This window comes from Colwellia sp. 75C3 (assembly GCF_002836255.1).
Lineage (GTDB): Bacteria > Pseudomonadota > Gammaproteobacteria > Enterobacterales > Alteromonadaceae > Colwellia.
Window position 1 is genome coordinate 33,209 of sequence record NZ_PJAU01000037.1, and the last position, 17,581, is coordinate 50,789.

Annotated in this window: 19 protein-coding genes and 1 pseudogene; 4 read left to right on the top strand and 16 right to left on the bottom strand. The window is 36.5% G+C overall.

From position 1 onward, the window contains the following. Positions 1-57 precede the first annotated feature (57 nt). The 6 genes from CXF85_RS08630 to CXF85_RS08655 all read right to left on the bottom strand — a co-directional run bounded on the left by CXF85_RS08630 (position 58) and on the right by CXF85_RS08655 (position 6,055). On the bottom strand, positions 58-1,869 hold the full coding sequence (locus CXF85_RS08630) for a DUF4209 domain-containing protein (RefSeq protein ID WP_101228130.1): 1,812 nt from the start codon (positions 1,867-1,869) through the stop codon (positions 58-60). Positions 1,870-2,153: 284 nt separating this feature from the next. After that, on the bottom strand, positions 2,154-2,819 hold the full coding sequence (locus CXF85_RS08635) for a hypothetical protein (RefSeq protein WP_101228131.1): 666 nt from the start codon (positions 2,817-2,819) through the stop codon (positions 2,154-2,156). Between the two features lie 392 nt (positions 2,820-3,211). Further along, on the bottom strand, positions 3,212-4,405 hold the full coding sequence (locus CXF85_RS08645; protein ID WP_101228132.1) for a hypothetical protein: 1,194 nt from the start codon (positions 4,403-4,405) through the stop codon (positions 3,212-3,214). Positions 4,406-4,464: 59 nt separating this feature from the next. Continuing rightward, on the bottom strand, positions 4,465-4,620 hold the full coding sequence (locus tag CXF85_RS22755) for a hypothetical protein (RefSeq protein WP_157829050.1): 156 nt from the start codon (positions 4,618-4,620) through the stop codon (positions 4,465-4,467). A gap of 480 nt (positions 4,621-5,100) precedes the next feature. After that, a complete protein-coding gene (locus CXF85_RS08650) occupies positions 5,101-5,319 on the bottom strand; it encodes a hypothetical protein (RefSeq protein ID WP_101228133.1) in 219 nt (72 codons plus the stop codon). Further along, on the bottom strand, positions 5,312-6,055 hold the full coding sequence (locus tag CXF85_RS08655; RefSeq protein ID WP_232771132.1) for an MlaC/ttg2D family ABC transporter substrate-binding protein: 744 nt from the start codon (positions 6,053-6,055) through the stop codon (positions 5,312-5,314). Before CXF85_RS08655 ends, CXF85_RS08650 begins: the two co-directional genes overlap by 8 nt. Before the next feature lie 213 nt (positions 6,056-6,268). On the opposite strand from CXF85_RS08655, the gene CXF85_RS08660 reads away from it, so the two are divergent. After that, entirely contained in the window at positions 6,269-6,466 is a 198-nt protein-coding gene (locus CXF85_RS08660; RefSeq protein WP_101228134.1) for a hypothetical protein, read from the top strand. Between the two features lie 81 nt (positions 6,467-6,547). Here the strand turns inward: CXF85_RS08660 and CXF85_RS08665 are convergent, their stop codons facing one another. From CXF85_RS08665 to CXF85_RS08680, 5 genes are all read right to left on the bottom strand, one after another. Continuing rightward, complete coding sequence (locus CXF85_RS08665; RefSeq protein WP_101228135.1) at positions 6,548-6,964, bottom strand: DUF2787 family protein; 417 nt, start codon at positions 6,962-6,964, stop codon at positions 6,548-6,550. Positions 6,965-7,000: 36 nt separating this feature from the next. Continuing rightward, entirely contained in the window at positions 7,001-7,459 is a 459-nt protein-coding gene (gene radC, locus CXF85_RS08670; protein ID WP_101228136.1) for a RadC family protein, read from the bottom strand. 12 nt (positions 7,460-7,471) lie between these two features. Continuing rightward, positions 7,472-7,627 carry a hypothetical protein gene (locus CXF85_RS22760; RefSeq protein WP_157829051.1) on the bottom strand — a complete coding sequence of 52 codons (156 nt, stop codon included), beginning with the start codon at positions 7,625-7,627 and terminating at the stop codon, positions 7,472-7,474. 63 nt (positions 7,628-7,690) lie between these two features. Continuing rightward, positions 7,691-8,398 carry a hypothetical protein gene (locus CXF85_RS08675; RefSeq protein WP_101228137.1) on the bottom strand — a complete coding sequence of 236 codons (708 nt, stop codon included), beginning with the start codon at positions 8,396-8,398 and terminating at the stop codon, positions 7,691-7,693. Then, positions 8,385-9,035: a recombinase family protein gene (locus CXF85_RS08680; RefSeq protein WP_101228138.1), complete on the bottom strand. Its 651-nt coding sequence runs from the start codon at positions 9,033-9,035 to the stop codon at positions 8,385-8,387. Before CXF85_RS08680 ends, CXF85_RS08675 begins: the two co-directional genes overlap by 14 nt. 98 nt (positions 9,036-9,133) lie before the next feature. Between CXF85_RS08680 and CXF85_RS22765 the strand changes: the two genes are divergently transcribed. After that, complete coding sequence (locus CXF85_RS22765; protein ID WP_157829052.1) at positions 9,134-9,289, top strand: hypothetical protein; 156 nt, start codon at positions 9,134-9,136, stop codon at positions 9,287-9,289. A gap of 365 nt (positions 9,290-9,654) precedes the next feature. Here CXF85_RS22765 and CXF85_RS08685 read toward each other — a convergent pair whose 3' ends face one another. From CXF85_RS08685 to CXF85_RS08705, 5 genes are all read right to left on the bottom strand, one after another. Beyond that, positions 9,655-10,116, bottom strand: a complete 462-nt coding sequence (locus tag CXF85_RS08685; protein ID WP_101228139.1) for a hypothetical protein — start codon at positions 10,114-10,116, stop codon at positions 9,655-9,657. Positions 10,117-10,261: 145 nt separating this feature from the next. Beyond that, entirely contained in the window at positions 10,262-11,563 is a 1,302-nt protein-coding gene (locus tag CXF85_RS08690) for a hypothetical protein (RefSeq protein ID WP_101228140.1), read from the bottom strand. Between the two features lies 1 nt (position 11,564). Next, a complete protein-coding gene (locus CXF85_RS08695) occupies positions 11,565-13,466 on the bottom strand; it encodes a DNA cytosine methyltransferase (RefSeq protein ID WP_198555572.1) in 1,902 nt (633 codons plus the stop codon). Positions 13,467-14,126: 660 nt separating this feature from the next. Beyond that, positions 14,127-15,107 carry a transposase gene (locus CXF85_RS08700; RefSeq protein ID WP_101228142.1) on the bottom strand — a complete coding sequence of 327 codons (981 nt, stop codon included), beginning with the start codon at positions 15,105-15,107 and terminating at the stop codon, positions 14,127-14,129. Between the two features lie 99 nt (positions 15,108-15,206). After that, complete coding sequence (locus CXF85_RS08705) at positions 15,207-15,950, bottom strand: hypothetical protein (protein ID WP_101228143.1); 744 nt, start codon at positions 15,948-15,950, stop codon at positions 15,207-15,209. 161 nt (positions 15,951-16,111) lie between these two features. On the opposite strand from CXF85_RS08705, the pseudogene CXF85_RS08710 reads away from it, so the two are divergent. Together CXF85_RS08710 and CXF85_RS08715 are read left to right on the top strand one after the other, a co-directional pair. Next, positions 16,112-16,423 (top strand): annotated as a pseudogene (locus tag CXF85_RS08710) (transposase); the annotation flags it as partial. Positions 16,424-16,813: 390 nt separating this feature from the next. Beyond that, the gene (locus tag CXF85_RS08715) at positions 16,814-17,278 is read left to right on the top strand and encodes a hypothetical protein (protein WP_101228145.1); all 465 of its coding nucleotides are present in this window, start codon (positions 16,814-16,816) and stop codon (positions 17,276-17,278) included. Positions 17,279-17,581: the final 303 nt, after the last annotated feature.

The window sequence follows — 17,581 nt, forward strand, 5'->3', positions numbered from 1 at the left end:
ATAAGCGGTGAGCAATAGTTTGCTAAAATGTTTAACGAAGCGGAACCGAGCCAACTGTTACGAATCGGACTTAATGGCCTTGTTAGCTGCATTTTCTGGTTTATAGTTTTGCTTCCAGTGTGTACCTAGAGGTAGCATAACTATATGTAAAACCAGCCACCAAAGAAAAACTGGTGCAACACCAAAAAAATGTCCCGCAGGCATATATCCATGAGACATTTGATTTCTCAAGTCACCGTAAATCTTATCTATTAATATTGCTTGGATATTTCCAACAATATCTTGACCTAAAACCTCGATAATAACAGGGTGATCTAATAAAAATTTAAGACCACTCCTTTCTTGAGTGCCATCGCCATGTAATGTTGTTGGTTCCTCCCCTTGGCTTCGTGCTACATACCTAAGCGAGTTCTCTACCTGTGGAATAAGGATATGACATGCACTTAAGAAATCGCCTTCAAGGCCAAAAGCTATACCTTTTACAAAAAAACATTCATGCCCATATGGTATAAATGGATTATTTTTGAGGATTGATTCAAGCGCATACTCAGAAACATGGTGCTGTATCATTAATTCGTCTAGCGCAGGTCGAATTTGCCCTTGAACTGCTAACTGGTGATCAATACCAATATTTTTCATCATCGTTGCCCAAATAGCAGAAGCATCTGGGTTGTCACTAAGTCCCATTCCAGATGGAACTGTAGCAACTGTTATCCCCTCATGGTCAATATGTGTTCCACCAAACATCCATGCGAAACTATTTTTCATTTGATCAATTGCTTGGTCTTTTAGCTTATTAATATCTGTAGGTCTCGAAACCAAAACCCCAAGCCTAAACAGCATATCGAAAAAGTCTTTACCTTGGACTGTAGTTTTAGCTTGATGAACAATTTCACTAATATCTTGAGGTGGAGATGAAAACTCATGAAGTTGATGTAAAGACTCTATTTGGTGGTCTCGCATTGTCTCATATAGCTCAAGCCTTTCTTGTCTTGTGTTAGGAATTTTAGATAAAGCATCAATCGCTTTTAATATACATCCAGCAGCTATTAGGCCTCCACCATGAATCTCGGCATCTTTAATGTGGCAGTTAGCTATTTCTCTCCAAATTTTCTGTTGTTTGCTTTTATTACGGTCTGAGTTTGCAGAGTTCAAGGCACATTCCCAAGCATTTGTCGCTGTTCTTGTATCACCTAATTCAAAGCGCGCTTGTGCTATTTCTTCTGCGACATTAAGAATCCAATCATTACCACCAACACCGCATTCATGTGATAACGAGAGAAGGCGTAAAGCATAAAAAGGTGAGTCATCTAACTTTTTAGTATTTACCTCAGATGTAATAAAACTAGACAAATTTTCAAATAAATCAGGACGCTGATTATCTCTCCTGAACATACAACTTAGCCTCAAAGCCCTTTCTATTCGTTCTGCTGGGTATATCCACGACACACCATCATCCAGTAGGTTTTTAGCCGATTCAAGATATGCTTCAATTGCCATATATGCATGCCCAATACTTCCTACTTTCATAACCCAAGAAATATCTGCAATTCGAGCTTTTAGTTCTGGGATTTTAACAAATGGACAAAAATCTGATAATGCAATCAGAGATACTTTTGGAAAGTCGGAAGCGATAAGACCTCTACGATCTTGCATTATAAATTTAGGTGAAAAAGGAGCCTTAGTGTTTTCAGGTTTAAGATGCATTGAACAAGAAGCAGATAACAATTTTGCAGCACTGGAGTCTTTAATGTTCCCAAATGCTGTTTCCAACTCATAATAAATTACTTTTTTGCACGAGCTAACAACCTGATCTTGATCTATGGATTGTAAATCCTCTAAAGTTACTTCAATTTCCTGAATCGACACATAGCCTCCTTGTTATGGCTGCAGCTTACAGCTTTATTATGGATAAGTCACAGAAACACCTGATCCATAACCATTATTCAATTCACGCTAATATCCCACATTATCAATAAATTAGACACCACAAAAGATCAAATTTATATAAAAAGTAGGATGCTACGGATACGTTTCAGTAATACACTTAATAATCCTTATTCATTAGAGAATTTATGGGAAAGGTTTTTAAGTTTTGTTCCGCTTTGCGCACCAAGGGAACATTGGCACTAAGATAGTATTAGTACCAAAAATTAAACACTTAACCTGACTCGCAATTCATCTTCAACATTAACTAATATTTCTATATTATTTAATGTCAAAGCCATCTTATTGTCGATAATCCGAATTCGCTCACGTATAGGAACCCCTTTTTTAGAATTAATGATTTTATATCCCACGGACTCCATTTGTTCGGTCAATTGAGAGAGAGTAAATTTAGGTTTAAGCGCCTTTTTTCGCCAAAACACCATTTTTTTGTCTGCGTTCTTTTTTAACTTTAAATAGTATTCAGATCTTGTCACGGGGGATAAAATAAGGTTTTCGATGGTTACTGGTGAGTTTTCGTTTTTGAGTGTGAAATACTTTTTCTTGATATCAAGCTTATCCCGAATAATTTGATAAATATCATCAATGCTAACGAGGACTGGTTGGTTAAAACGGCTTAACTTTGTATGAAGCGCTATGGCTTGATTACGAGCTTTAATGTTTAGCTTATAAGTATTATAGTCGTCAGCAGATAAGCTTAGGAGGTTTTTTAAGGTGATTGCCTGTGTCTTATCAACAATCACAAGCTTACCTCTTGGGCTCTCTGCATAAACTGAAAATAGAGGCTCTAATTCATCGAGTGACAACTCACATTGCAAGCCCGTTCTTAGCCATCTAGATCTAATTTGAGCAGCTCTGGTTCTGATATTCATATGCTTAAAATCCCTTTTAATACGGTTAGCTACTTACACTAGCACTTAAAGCTTCTAATACACTGACAAAATTAGCCGTATTACGACACTATTTACCACATTGCTGACATTAGGAATTAGCTCGAATCCGTATTTTAGATTAGATTTAGTATCGATATCCGAGCTATTTTGAGTGACTGTCCTTTATAAATTTCACAAAAATGCCTTTCGTACCGTGAGACTGCATAGGTGATAGAAAGGCGTGTCTAATAAACTAATTTTTTGTGAACGAAGCTTATGCATAATAACCACACTTAGTAATAATAAAATAAGTGTGGGTTATTGATTGAAATATGGCCAAGTTATCATGGGTAGCCTGATAAGTTTCCCGAGCTTCGTCAAAGCAATACTTACTAACAAGCTTGTAAGTTTGCTTTCTCTATTTGATCTTTTAGCCAGCTAATTAGCAACGCCTTAACCTCTTCATCTGAAAATTGCTTAAATATCTCATCGACAATGCCCCATCGGCAGCCATAATCATCAATAGTCTCTTCAAAATTAGATTCAGATATTCCACCCAACTCTGTTAAGTATCGACTATCAAATGCTACTGACAATAATGAATTCACAGCTAAATCAATTTCTAATAGCCTTATTGCTTGTGCATATGATTTGCTTGCTAATAGACCATCATAAAGTTCGTCAGATTCTTCATAGAAACAACTACTACGCTTTTCTAAGTTACTTTTCATTTGCTCTAGATCTGAACTACTTGAAGATAAAATGAATTGTTTGAAATCCGACCATTCGCTATTTTTCACACTCATTGGCTGATTAATGAAAAATTCACTATCCGTAATACCCTCCTGCCCATACACAAAAGGTTCATCATATAATTCATAACAATCATTAAATATCACTTCTCTAAACTGAGAGTCCATTGGAATAATTGTCAACAGCTCACTTAAACAACTTAACCTTTGACCCTTTTCATAACGGTCTAATTTTTCTGAAGGAGTCGTGAAAGGTATTTTATCAAACCTAGTTAGCCCACCCTCACAAAACTCACCATTCTTATTAGGGCTTTTTTCGTGTACTTTTTTATAACTATCAATTAAGTCATAATTATTGAAATAACCAGTTAAGGAGATAATTTTACATAGTGAAATAAACACACTAATAGGGATTTCAAAGCTACCCAATATGGTTATCATTGTTTGCTGAATAAAACGAGGGGACTTGCTAATTATAACTTCTTCACCCGCCTCTTCATGGCAGCCAAAAGTAGATGTGAATAAATAAACCGCGTCTTCTAAGTGGCCACTGTTAATAAGAAAAATTATAGCTCCCGTCTCACCTCGATGATAGTTCTGTAATATATTTTTATAATCATCTTCACCATTTAAATCAATAAAATATAACTTTAGATACGAGAAACAAGTAGTCGATTTTTCTTCAAAACAAGAGTGTAAAAGTTCCTGTAACTGATAATAACTAACACCACCACTTTGCTCAATGAATGATTCTAAGCCATGTTTGTCATCTTCTTTCAGCCTTTCTTGAGCGGCTTTCATATCAAAATCGGTTACTTGTTTTAGCGCTGTCATTTTAATTCCTTGATATTTTTTTTGCTTATGGCTTGTTGTTTAATTGGCTTAGCAATTTATTAATTGGTTCCAGTAACATTGACAGAGACAGTATTGGCATACATACCTTCAGCTCTCGCCCTAGCTTCAATAGGGTTTTTTGCTTCAATAACAACGGTAACTTGCTGAGTTCCGCCAAAGCGAGGTTTATATCTAATTAGGCAACGGTATTTCATCTAACAATCCTTCATAAGCTTTAAATTAATGTCTGATATTTGTTAGGGTTAGTGTAATAAAAAGGTGTTAATAGTGGTGTTAACAACTGTTAACTAATTAAATTAAAATGTAGCAAGCCACCCGTAATAATTATTCATGTCGTTGGTTAAGTAACTACTAACTATCATTATTTTAATGGCGTGAATTTACTAGAAGATGAAAAGATTAAATACGCATTAGATGTAGCTGCTTTAAAGGTATTTGTTACTGAGGTGTTTTAGTAAAATCGTAGAAACGATTCATTAGAAAATATATGCCAAATAATTTGAGGCTAAAGTCCGGAATGCGCACCTTTCGGACATTAAGGATTTAAGGTGTAGTTACGATTCGGATTAGATTTTGTAACGCTAACTTTAATATAAGGAATCAATTGAGAGTTAGACCTCGCAGCTTCACTACGTCCATTTATCACAGCCAAAATCTATATGAATCAATTACAATCATAAATCATAGACCTGACCCTCGGCACTAGCGGTATCTACCTTGGTCACCGCTGAAAAGTCCACGGTAATATGCTCATGACCGAAACCACTGATGTCTAGTCCCTGAATCAACTGGGGCACAGTGTAACGGTCATCCTGACTGCTGAGGTTGACTTGGCAACCGTCAATGGCGATACCAACCAGCGCGTGATTTATGCTATTTCCTAGCTTACTCACCGTCTTGCCTACTGCCGCCATTGTCTTTTTTGATTTGCGCTTTGGATTTTTCTATCAGCTGTTGAGTGAAGTTGGCCCCCCCACCTTTTTTACGCAACAAATCTCTGAACTCGGCTTTCGTGGCGTTCACCATACTAATGCCCTCGACGACCATATCATAAGCGCGCCATGTGCCAGTCCTTATGTTCAGCCTAACTTTAAAGTCAATATGAATATCTGGACGGCTGCCATCAATAATCCGAGTTTTCACCGTAACCACTTTTTTGCCCTTAATATTACCGGGGGCTTCGAACACCACTTTCTGATCGGTATACTTAGTAAATACCGTGGCATACGTGGTGATTAGGTACTCATTAAACGCTTTGTAATACGCCTCTTTCTCTGCTCTGCTCACGGGGGTTTTGCCTAACACTATTTTTGCCACTAATTTGTATTTGATATAAGGCATCAACTCTTCACGCACCACGGTTTTCAAATAATTGGCATCTTCATCAATCAACGCCTGATCATCGACAATCCGCTTAAAGGTAGACTCAGCCACCCTTTGGATCATCTTATAAGGATCTTCTCCTACTGGCATAACCTCTGCCGCCTGTGTATTAAAACCTGCGAAAAGACCACCAAACAGCACCATCGCTGCCATCCACAATCCAGTTGTTTTTAAATTCAACATGCTATCCTCCATCATTGTAAGTAACCACAAGCCCTGCAACTGAACCCTTTTTAAGTTCATCATCCTACCCTCCATCGCGACCTACTTTAAACATAAACTGACCGGAGTATAAGTAGTCAGCATAAACTCACCATTTTTTAAAAGCAAAAGTACCTTGCTGTCCTATTTTATATATACCACCCATTGCTATGTAAATAAACAACCATAAAGTAAGGATATTCTCGCCTATTATACGGTTTTTTGGCGCCAATCAAACAAGGACGAAAGGTATTCATAGTGCAAACCATATCACCTAAGGAAAAACAGGGCGTTGAGTCAGACCGCGTAGCGAATGTAGCAGGCTTCAATTTACATGCAGGCGTGATGAGTGAAGCTCAAATTAGAAAATATATGGCAGAAAAATTGAGGCTAGCGTCTCCTTTGCGCACCAAGAAGTCGTTAACGAATACCTATTTTTCACTATTTATTGGCTAAAATCTAAGGCTCACTTTTACCACCAAACTGCTGATACCTTAATCACCCAGTAAGTAAATTACCGGGTGAATTTAGTAATTGTCAATCAAACTCCACCGTCACCGTGAAGATATTAGTTTCCACATAACTGATAAAGTTAGTTAAGAACAAGTCGATTAATTCACGCGCACTATCACCTTTGAGGCTGCCACTATATAAGGTGTAAATCTGACCACTGAGAAAACACGCATCAATATCTTTCACTAGCTCAGGGTAAGCGCCTTGAAAACTAAAGTCAGTGATGTACTCGAACGTCCACAGGTTGTCGCTATTAACAATGCGTACTTCTACTGGGTGATATCCACCAAGCTCAGCCGAGTAGCTATCATCACGAAAGTTAAAGGTAATACCATTAATGCCAGGCTCGGCATTATCAATCTTAGTCAGCTCACCATTTAAAATGGCGGTTAATCTTTCAGGCACAGCAAAGCGCTGGCTCTTGTTAAAGGTCAGTTTCATATTGGTTTCCTAATGAGTAGTTATGATTGGTGGGTGTTACAGCAAGCCAGTTTCAGCAAACGATAGTGGTTCTTTAGCTATAATGATGTGGTCCAGAACTGTTATGTCAATTAACGCCAGCGCCTTTTTGATACGTTCGGTCACTTGCTTGTCAGCAATTGAAGCCTCACTTAACCCTGAGGGGTGATTATGAGCAAGTATAACGGCGGCAGCATTAACCTTAAGCGCTTGCTTAATGATTTCACGCGGATATACCGATGCAGCATCAATAGTGCCAAAGAACATTTCATTGTATTCAATTAGCGCGTGCTGGTTATCCATGAACATAACAGCAAACACTTCCCGCTCAAGACCACCAAGTTTGTGCTTTAAGTAATCTTTGGTTGCTTGAGAGCTAGTGAACTTAGCACCAGTACAATACCTGGCATCAATCACTTCAATCGCCTTCTCCAATACTTGGTCTGCTGTTAATGGTCCTGTTGTTACGTATTCCATATTATTCCCCAGTTAATTAAGTTTGCCACGAAGATAACTCAACGCCTGTGTTACTAACCAAGCTAAGCTGGCGAACACACTTGCTACTTTGGCAATACTTTCAGCAACGTTAGTCACTTTGGGTGCAATGCTATCGAGCATATTTTCTATAAATGTTAGTAATCTCATGAGTCACCTGTTTGTATCTATTCGTTAATCCAGGGCATGGCCTATGCCCTAGATGTATAACTGCTAAGCAGCTTGTGCGTATTCATGCTCATCAATAGTTACCGCATCTTTTATCCAACTAATGGCTTGTTTCACCTTGGTAACCACTAAGTCTTTCACTTCTATCACTTTGCTCAGCAGTAAGTGCCCTGTTGCTTTAATTAAGGCAAATATCCCATCAGCATTATCAATAGCAAATGATTTGGCTTTAATAATTAACTCAACTGCGTTAGCACAAAGACTACTGAAATAGCTCATTACAGCCTTACCTTTGAGTGCAGCAAGAGCCAAGATAAAGCCTATATTAAGACCAACAGCTTTAGCGATAGTGACAGCAATCACTACAGCTGCAACGACAGATGCCTTTTTCATGTTACGAGTAAGGAATGCCTTCATACTTTCGTACGCTGACTTAACTACTGTGACAATTCTAAATACGAACGATGCTTTTTTTTCTGGGTTACTTTGGTTACTTTGGTTACTTGATTTCATGGTTTCTTCCTCGATGGTTACGGATGGTTTAACGTCATGCATTTTGCTGACTTTACGATAGAACGGTATTACAACGCTTGGTACTACTTCAGCTGACCTAACCGCTTCATGAAGCAGTTGGATAAACTTGTTTAAGTCATTGTTAAAGAAGTATCTAAGCTCTTTGCCACAATACTGATCGTCAATACTGTGGATGAAGTCGATAACTCGCTTTAGATGTGCAGGTTTAATTGTTTTCACTAAGTTTGTCTCCTTTTAGTTCTTTAGCAACAGCTGCAATGGTCATGCGACTGGCACCGGTGATTTGTCGAATTTCGGTATAACTGTGGTTGGTGTTTAATAGTTTCTTAATCGATTGCCATAAGGTTTGGTTACGACGGCGTCCTATGTATTTTGTCGGGTCAGCTGCCTTAGCCCTGGCGATACCTTCGAGTGTTCTTTTACGACGTAAGTCATAATCCTTTCTTGCAGTTGCCGCCAGGATATCGAGCAACATACCGTTAACTGCTTTAAGAACTGCAGCAACGAAGTCATCACCACTGCCCTGCTCCTTCAGTGCAATATGACTAGTCGGTAAATCAAGTGCGACAACACTGACACCTTTAGCTTCGATGATATTCTTTAGGCGTAGCCAATCGTCATTCTTCAAACGACTAATACGGTCGACCGATTCAATCAATATGATATCGCCAGCACTAACATCAGATAACAACCGGTTAAGTTCGGGTCTGTCTAATGACGTTCCGGTGAATTTCTCCAGGTAGTAGTTTGATATTTGTTGGTTATGACTATTAGCGAATGCTTTGATTTCTTGTTTGGCACGAAGTACGTCTTGTTCGGTTGTACTAACGCGCAAGTACGCACGTAGAAATCCCATAGGTAAATCTCCTGCGGTAAAGTTAGGGTCGATAATGTGGACTGGTAAAGTATGGTTGGGTGGTAGTGCTAAAGTGTACCTAGGGTAGTGGTACAGGTATGGTATACCCTTTGTTTACTGGTGGTTTTGGCTTGATTTGGCTTTGTGGTGTTGTTGGTGTTTGTGCTGGTTGGTTGTTATTTAAAGCTAATGGTTTAGAAGAAGGGTTTAATAACTTTATTCTTACTGGCACGCATACAGCATACTATCAGTAAACCTTGGTTGAGTTAGTTAAGCTAGACGTTTAATTTGGGCCCAAAACTCCTATGTTTATTATAATAGAACCATTAGTTTTGGGCCCATTTTGTAATGCTGACTTGATACTTAATAGTTACTCAACAAAAAGGCCCACCGAAGTGAGCCGTTTGCAAAGCAGTTTTATTTACCTACATGTTACTTATAACAATTTTATAAGTGATTGTTTACTAAAAAACAGGCATTTCAAGCTAGAATGTTTATTTTTAACTCTTAATTTAAAAAATTAAATAATAAAAATTAAGCTCTATCAACAAGTTTAATTTTATAATATTAGCTAATTGTGATTTAGTTGCGCCAGCTGAACCCCCGTTATTATATTTTATCACCTAATTTCACTATTATTTAATAACTCATAATCATTAGAGGTTATCTTTTTGCACCCACCTTGGAGTGATGTTCCCCAATATTTAGTATTTTTAGGTACGAATGATAGATTACTCAAAAAATCTTTCAAATTAACAGGAGCAGAAAAATAGTTTGGGGTATCAAGTATCAATTTTTTATATGGTAACGATACTGAATAGTCCTCGTGATCAATTAAAGAGTTATCAACACTAACGTCTAATATAGTTGCACTTGCAATTACATGTCTGATCAGTTCTTTTGTTCCCCCAACATAAAATAGGCATTTATCACCTGAACTAATATGATCTTTATGATTAGTTCTTTGATATATAGGCCATAACCTCAAATTTAAACGGTTATTTATTACTTCAACAGCGGGTAGTTTTTTTCGTAGTTCAAAATGCGAGGCATCGACTGTTATAAATAAAAAGTACTGCATAAAGTCCTTTATAAAAAAAATTAGAATACTTTTTAGTAATTTAAGTTATAAAAGTATCTTTAAATTTAGGATTAAATTTTCATTTAACCCTTCAAATAGATAAAGCTAGGTATTACTTTAGAATATTTTTGACTATATTTTTCTTTTATAACTTATTTAATTCGGCTGTTATTTCTTTAACCCAAGTGTCACACGGTTCATCGATTGGTGCGAATTTTCTTTTTCTTTGACCTAAAGATAACACTAAGTTGTTTATCCACTCGTTGCTTAAATCAGCCTCAGAAATATACTCACTGACTCGCTCAAAGGTAATATCGACCCATTGTTCAAAGCTTAGTATTTTAACTTCTACGTTAAATACGTTAGCTAACTCTTCTTGTTTTTGTACTACATCTTTAGATAGCATTGGTTCACTGTCGACAACAAACCCTACAAGTTGTGCCATAGGCTGTAACTCGAGTTTATCACCTAGTTCATCCAATTCATCTCTTAAATATGCTTTACCAAATTTTGCATCCCATGACTCAAATACCATTCGATCATTTGTGGTGCTTACTATTTCTATATCGCCAATATTCTTATGTTTTTTATTTGCGGAACGCATTTGAGAAAGAGCTTTTAATTCACCCTCAAAACAATTTTTTTCTGAAAGAACCTGAAACAAAGCATGCATTGAAACTTCAAAAATTCTAGCTGCATAATCAGTATTTGAAACCAAGTTAGTGATAAATGCTAACGAGTTTTTTTTATTAGAGAAATAACTTTTTTTCTCATCTAATTTATTAATACAAGCAGTGGTTAAGTCATTAAATTTTTTAGTATTGTTATTCAGCTTCTTAATGCTATATTCGAGAGCATGCTTAGCATTTAGCTCTCCACTTTCAAGTTTGTTAACTATACACGTCCAAGAGTCTTTTTTTCCTCTAATTGCTGCTTTATATAGTGAGCAATACGGATAATTTTCTGCCAAAGTACGTGTCATCATAAAGCCATCACGGTTTAGTTTAATCAGATCAAACTCTCTTAGTGTTGGAGTTATAAAGTTTTTATCCAAAACCCTCATGGATATCCCTTCAGACCAACTAAAATTACTCCCTCCACTTCCACCTTTGTGCAAGCGAATTGACTGTTCAGAGTTTATTGATTTTAGGACCAATTGCATGACGCATAAAGCAACTATAGCTCTACCAACTTCGCTTGTTATACTTTCTATTAGTTCATCTAGTTCTTTTTGAATTTCAGCGTCCAATTCAAAATCAAACTCAGGTTTAGCTAAACATTGAAGAATAAAACTCTTAAAAAAACCCTCCTCTAAAGATTTTTTTATTTGAGCATACCGTTGCTTTGCAGCTTTGGATTGAGGGCCTTCTATAAATTCAAAACTTTCTCCTCCTTGATAAAGGATTGATTTATCTTTATACACTTCTAACTTTTCAACAATTGTCACTTTATAATTCCTTGCTATATTGTACGCTTCTTCCATAAAGGGTAGGAAATTCATAAGGTATAAGAATTTCTTGTTCTTTTAACATGGGATTAGTATTTGAGTTTCTAACGTCTAACCCTAATTTTTTATATTCTCTCAGAGTTGACATAGTATCTAAATTAAAACTGCTAATTAAATCATCTATAGTATCTATTAACATATTTCTTCGAGTAAATTCAAGCGATGTTAATTTACTAATTAGTTGATAAGTTTTACTATTAGATAATGTATTAGGACACCATTCAATTTTCACAGAAGGCATATATTGATAATAACCAGCTAACTGGACTAAATCTGACTTTAATCCCTGCCTTCGAAGTTGATCTTCAAAAAATTTCCATACAACTATATAATTTCTTAAACAATCACCGTTCCAGTGCAACTCAATCATATCAGTAGATAAAGACCACTTATCTACAGGAGAGAAATAAATTATATTTTTTGCATCGCCTGCGTTCTTATTAAGAACTCTAATAATTGTTTTTTCAGGTGTAAAAGCTAATTCACCACTAAAATGACTATCTTCTGCATACTCAATTGTTAACTTATCGCTGAAAGTGAACTCTGTACTTATACTACTAATCTCTTTGACTTCTTGATTATTGACAGAGTAAAGGTGTTCTATAGCATTTTTGGCTTTTTCTGCGTAAATTTTAGTTAATTGTCTTTTTCTTTTTCTAAAAGTCAATTCTTCTGTTGGTGAAAGGTATTCAAGTTCCACAGGTGTGCCATTATTAAAAATTTGCTTTTGAATACTACATGCTAATAGCCTTGCAAGCTGAGGAGGTACAGAATTACCAATTTGATGAATTATCTTTCCTCTACCACCATAGATTTCGTAATTATCAGGAAAGGTTTGTAGTCTTTTTAGTTCATTGGTATCAAATGCCCTTGCATCCCAATGGAACGGACCTGTGTATTGACCTCCTTGAGCTTTTATAGTTCTAACTGGTTTTTCGTTATCTGCCTTATATAAAAAGTCTGAAAACTTAGACCTCCAGCCAAAAATAGGATTTGGGTGCCCCATTTTTTCAGTATAAAATGAATAGTTTAGACCGGGAGGAATATCCTTTAACAAAGGACCATGCTCTCCACCAAGGGAAACTTTTAATTCTTGCTTGAATTTAACCTCTTTTAAACTTTCTTCAGCGGAGTAATGAGGCACATTATCAATTGAGTCGGGTCCGTGTGTAGGCCTTGGGAATAAATACTCCCCTTCCTTTAACCCTATAATAATAAGTCTTTCCCTGTGCTGAGGAACACCATAATCAGCAGCATCAAGAATTCTGTAATGTAATTTGTAACCAACATTTGAAAATGCTTCACGAATCTGCTGCCATGCTTCACCATTCTGGGCACCCAAAATTCCGTAAACATTTTCAAATAAAAAACCCTTTGGTTGTAATTTTTCTAATAATCTTACATATTCCAAAAACAATACACCACGTGCATCAGTTGTGCCCGCTACACCGCTAGCTCTTCTTCCTGCGGCAGAGAATGTCTGACAAGGAGGTCCACCAATAATAAAGTCAACTTTTTCATCAAAATCAAACTCTCTAATATCAATGCAATTAACTTCTGTTGTTTCAAAATACCTTCCTTCACCAGAGTTTTGTCTTAAAGTCTCTGAAAAAACCTTTTCAATTTCAACACTGCTAACAATCTCAAAGCCTGCATCATGAAATCCTATGTCGAGGCCACCTGCACCAGAAAATAGACTTAATGTTCTTATACTCTTCTTAGGGCTATAAAACTTCTTTGTCTTGTTTGTAAAATCATTCAACCAACCATAACTAGGCTGCCAAATACTATCTGTAGAATTTTTTTTCAAAAGGACCTCTGGAAATATTTTCATTTGCTCCATGACCAACACCATAACTGTATTTATATACAGTATCTTGGCATAAGTTATATAGCAGTGTAAACTTTTATTTTAAGGCTATATATTACCATGCTAAGGAGTATAAAGTCGTAGAAATTTTAATAGTATAATTTAAGTGAAAACACTTTTTATATATGCATTAACCTTAATCCAGACATAGCTCACCACCATATGTTTTCCAATTAATCTCGTTTGTATGTTGTTCTTGTTCAATAGACACACTCTATTGAAAGGCAAGTTCTTTTTTCTGAACTATATTATTTTTGATGTTTTAGTGGGTTTTATTCCCGATGGGGCCTCATCGTCTTCGAAGAAGACGTCCAAAGCTGCATATAAATAACACTCATCCTTATGCCGAGATAATGCAACATAAGCATTAGCTCTATCTATCATTTGGTCGTGTAGAACGAAGACGTTGCCGTCTACAACTTAACCATGCCACCCATAATAAATCCAAGTAATACAAACATTGCTAATGTTTGTATTGTTGGTTGCATACTCATCGAATAAAAATGTACCTAGCAAGTAAATCCGCATTTACTAACAACTTGCGACTAATATCGATAAGACCACCAAATATAAAATACAGTGACACCCTCCCCCTAGGGTAACTTTTCTTTTTATACTAATTAATAAATAGAGTTATGCTGTGTTCAAACAGGCTTGGGCATTGGCTATACCATGAGTTCGTTGCAAACCTACATGTTCGCTAAACTCACACAAATGCTCTGCTGTGCCAACAGCGCCAGTGAAGATGCATTCAAACTCTGTGGTGAGTTTTAACCAGCTTTCATCACTGATGTGCAGCCTTGCTAAGATGTTTATCGCTTTTACACTAATAGCACCACGTTTATCATCACGCAGAATTCGTCCTGTTTCATCCACAAGGGTTAAGTAGTCTTTTAAACTAAAGCTGATACCTATTTTTTTGTGTTGGCGCTCATTACCCGTAAAAGATAACAACGATTGTGGCTGTGTGCCTTTTATTGCGGCTTTTATTCGTAATTGAATACTGGTAAAAGCTGATTGCTCAGGTGTATCGGAAATTTTTGCGCGAACAGGGTTTAAATCAACATAAGCCATGCAAGAGAGTAAAGCACCTTCATCAAGCAGTGCCTGAGATTTAAATCGGCCTTCCCAAAAATGTCCTGTGCATTTATCTTCTTTATTTGCTTGTCGAGCTATTGGCTCGTTCAATGAGCGCATAAACCAGCTGATATCGGTTAGTCGTTTTTTATAAATCTCTGCTGAGCTTTCAACCATGGCTAATTGAAACTTATCAAGGGGTTGTTTATTTTGATATTGTCGGGTGAGATATGTTCCCTTGAATAATTGATGCCAACGGTTAAGTACTTCATCAGTCGACCAATTCTTAACTTGTTCACTATCAACATGTAGCACGAGGTGTAAGTGATTATGCATCACCGCATGAGCGCAAATATCGATAGCAAATACTTGAGCTAATTTGAAAACACGCTTTTCAATCCATGCACGCCTATGCTCAAAACTCACACCTGTTTCTTTATCAACGCCACACAAAAAGGCCTTTCTAACCGTTCGACTGCAAATATGATAATAGGGCGTATCGAGTAAACTAATTTGTTGTGAACGAGGCTTAGGCATAACAATAACCGCACTTAAGAATGATATATTAAGTGTAGGTTATTGACGTGAGTATTGGGACGTTATTATGGGTGGCCAGATAATCCTTAGCCGCTTACTTTATATAAGGCTATCAATATCGAAGCCTGCGTCTACAAGGTGGTTGATTTGGTCACTGTAAACTTCCAGGTCTTTATGTCTGGCTATCTCACTTAAAATACGATTTTTTTCGGTACTGTCTATCTGGTTGTTCTCTCTTTGAGTATTGATGTGATTTTTCATGTCACTGTTGATTTTCTCTTTTCCGGCGACAAGTGATTCATCTAGTGTACTTTTTATTACGCCCAAAACACTCTTTTTTTCCTCGGCGAATTGTCGACAACCCTTTTCATAGCCTGATTGATTAGACCAGGTGCGTTCAGTACAAAAAGTAATACGATTTCCGTCGGGATCCTTTAGTAAAATATACGCACCAAAGGGTGATCCAAAATCCCACTGTGTTTTTTCAATAGGGATATTGTGTAAGCAAAATATGTTGTGAATGGTATGCAGATCCACCAATTTTCCTATTTCGATATGAAGGGCTTTATGGTTATGGTTCATTTTATCGATAGGATTTTTGGGGAGTAAGGTGTTGCACTTTTGATTGTTCCATAACTCAATGTGAATGTGCTTCATGCGCATAACACTAATCATATCGTCGCAAAATACGTCTCGAAAACCAATTGACCAATAAAACTGGGTTGATAGTTTTAAGTCCTCTACATACAACACATGAGCGCCATAGCTCACCATATTGTGAAAGAGTGACAGGTTGTTATGATCAATCTGATATCTGGCAGCTTTTGTTGTTTTAGTCATCATTGAATCACTTATTATATGGTGGTTATTGTTAAGTATATTTACGTGCTGCTTTAATTATTTAAGTGCTAGCTAAGGGGCTGTTTATCTTTCGTGATTAATTTTCGTACAAAAAAGGTAATATCGAATAATAATTTCGCCAGAAATAGAAAGACTAGATCACCATGCCCCTAAGTATGCTTAACGATGATCACTGGACAAAACTAAGCATTATAATGCTAAAAGATAGAGTGTATGACAAGCCTACACACAGAAATACCATGGAAGGTATTTTATATAGAATGCGAACAAGTTGTACTTGCCGTGATATACCAGAGTCATTTGGTGACTGGAGTTCCTTATATAGACGCTTTAACTTATGGTCAAAGAAAGATGTTTTAATGAGGTTATTAAGGTATGAGCCTGATCTCAAGTGGGTGTTTGTTGATGGTGGCATTGTTCAAGCACAGCAACACATTACTGGCGATAGGAGACAATTTTGATATTACTAATCTCACTGCTTACGATTTATTGCCCCTTGCTGACTAGGCTGGTATTTAATTTCATGGGTAAAAGAGTTGCTAGAATATCAACTATCAGAACGAAAAAAATTGATAGCTAAAATTTTGTGGCGTTTGAGCTCGATAAATTAAGCCTAATAATTATCGACGAATTAAAATGGCTAGTGGCTCTACTAGCTTATTCGTTATTTGATGAGTCTACAGAAATGAATTTGGTCGCGAACAAGCAACCTAAACAAAGTAAAATAGATTAAGATCAAATAAATAACAAAAGGTTACGGACAACAACAATAAAAAATAACAACTACTACGCTCAGTGACAAGTTAGCGTAATTTTTTTATTCATTATTAGGATGTTAGACATAGATGACTCAATTTGAATACGACACGGCCAAATTGGAAGGCTACTTAGATGCGCTAAACGGTATAACTCAACATGAGCGTTTTGTTGTAAGGAGCTTTCCTGCTGAAGGTGATAGCGACCGTGAATTAGAAGATGCAATTAAGAAAGCTATTTCCCCGTCTAATAAAGAGTTTATTTCCCTAGAAAAAATTATTGAGTTAGAAGTTAGTAATTTTTTACAAAATAACATCTACTCAACATTGGTTAACTTAAATGATTTTCAAGCCTACTCGGTTAGTTGGAATTTACACCACAACCTTTTATGTTTGTCGAAATCTTCACATATTAGTGATGGACTTGACGCATTAATTTTAGGTGATTGGTATGAGGTAAAAATACGTTCAGGAGACAAAGTTAATTTATCGAACTTACTGCTGGTGATTGAAAATAATACAATTTTAATAACGGTAGTAACGTATAAGAGCTAAAAAATCAGTAATTAACCTTCATTCACCTCATGTCTTTCAGATAACCTACCTATCTTCTGCACATTGTATTGCTCACCATCACCGGAAAAATAGAAAAATCTGCGTCAAGAAAAGTCACTCCGCATGTATTCTTTAATGGCTACATTCTTTTCAAGGTCGGTATCATATTCCTGCCTGAAATGTTGACAACGTTTATTTTAAGAAGAAATAAACGTATTGCACCACAAGAAATAACGACTAATTAATCTAGATGAAATTATTTAATTGTGATTTTTTATTAAAATAATTCAATACAAAAAATCA

Coding starts and splice junctions, on each gene's coding strand:
- CXF85_RS08700 (WP_101228142.1), bottom strand. CDS start 15,107: ATGCCTAAGCCTCGTTCACAACAAATTAGTTTACTCGATACGCCCTAT.
- CXF85_RS08655 (WP_232771132.1), bottom strand. CDS start 6,055: ATGATGAACTTAAAAAGGGTTCAGTTGCAGGGCTTGTGGTTACTTACA.
- radC (WP_101228136.1), bottom strand. CDS start 7,459: ATGGAATACGTAACAACAGGACCATTAACAGCAGACCAAGTATTGGAG.
- CXF85_RS08715 (WP_101228145.1), top strand. CDS start 16,814: ATGACTCAATTTGAATACGACACGGCCAAATTGGAAGGCTACTTAGAT.
- CXF85_RS08665 (WP_101228135.1), bottom strand. CDS start 6,964: ATGAAACTGACCTTTAACAAGAGCCAGCGCTTTGCTGTGCCTGAAAGA.
- CXF85_RS08680 (WP_101228138.1), bottom strand. CDS start 9,035: ATGGGATTTCTACGTGCGTACTTGCGCGTTAGTACAACCGAACAAGAC.
- CXF85_RS08685 (WP_101228139.1), bottom strand. CDS start 10,116: ATGCAGTACTTTTTATTTATAACAGTCGATGCCTCGCATTTTGAACTA.
- CXF85_RS08645 (WP_101228132.1), bottom strand. CDS start 4,405: ATGACAGCGCTAAAACAAGTAACCGATTTTGATATGAAAGCCGCTCAA.
- CXF85_RS08635 (WP_101228131.1), bottom strand. CDS start 2,819: ATGAATATCAGAACCAGAGCTGCTCAAATTAGATCTAGATGGCTAAGA.
- CXF85_RS22765 (WP_157829052.1), top strand. CDS start 9,134: ATGGTATACCCTTTGTTTACTGGTGGTTTTGGCTTGATTTGGCTTTGT.
- CXF85_RS08695 (WP_198555572.1), bottom strand. CDS start 13,466: ATGGAGCAAATGAAAATATTTCCAGAGGTCCTTTTGAAAAAAAATTCT.
- CXF85_RS22760 (WP_157829051.1), bottom strand. CDS start 7,627: ATGAGATTACTAACATTTATAGAAAATATGCTCGATAGCATTGCACCC.
- CXF85_RS08705 (WP_101228143.1), bottom strand. CDS start 15,950: ATGATGACTAAAACAACAAAAGCTGCCAGATATCAGATTGATCATAAC.
- CXF85_RS22755 (WP_157829050.1), bottom strand. CDS start 4,620: ATGAAATACCGTTGCCTAATTAGATATAAACCTCGCTTTGGCGGAACT.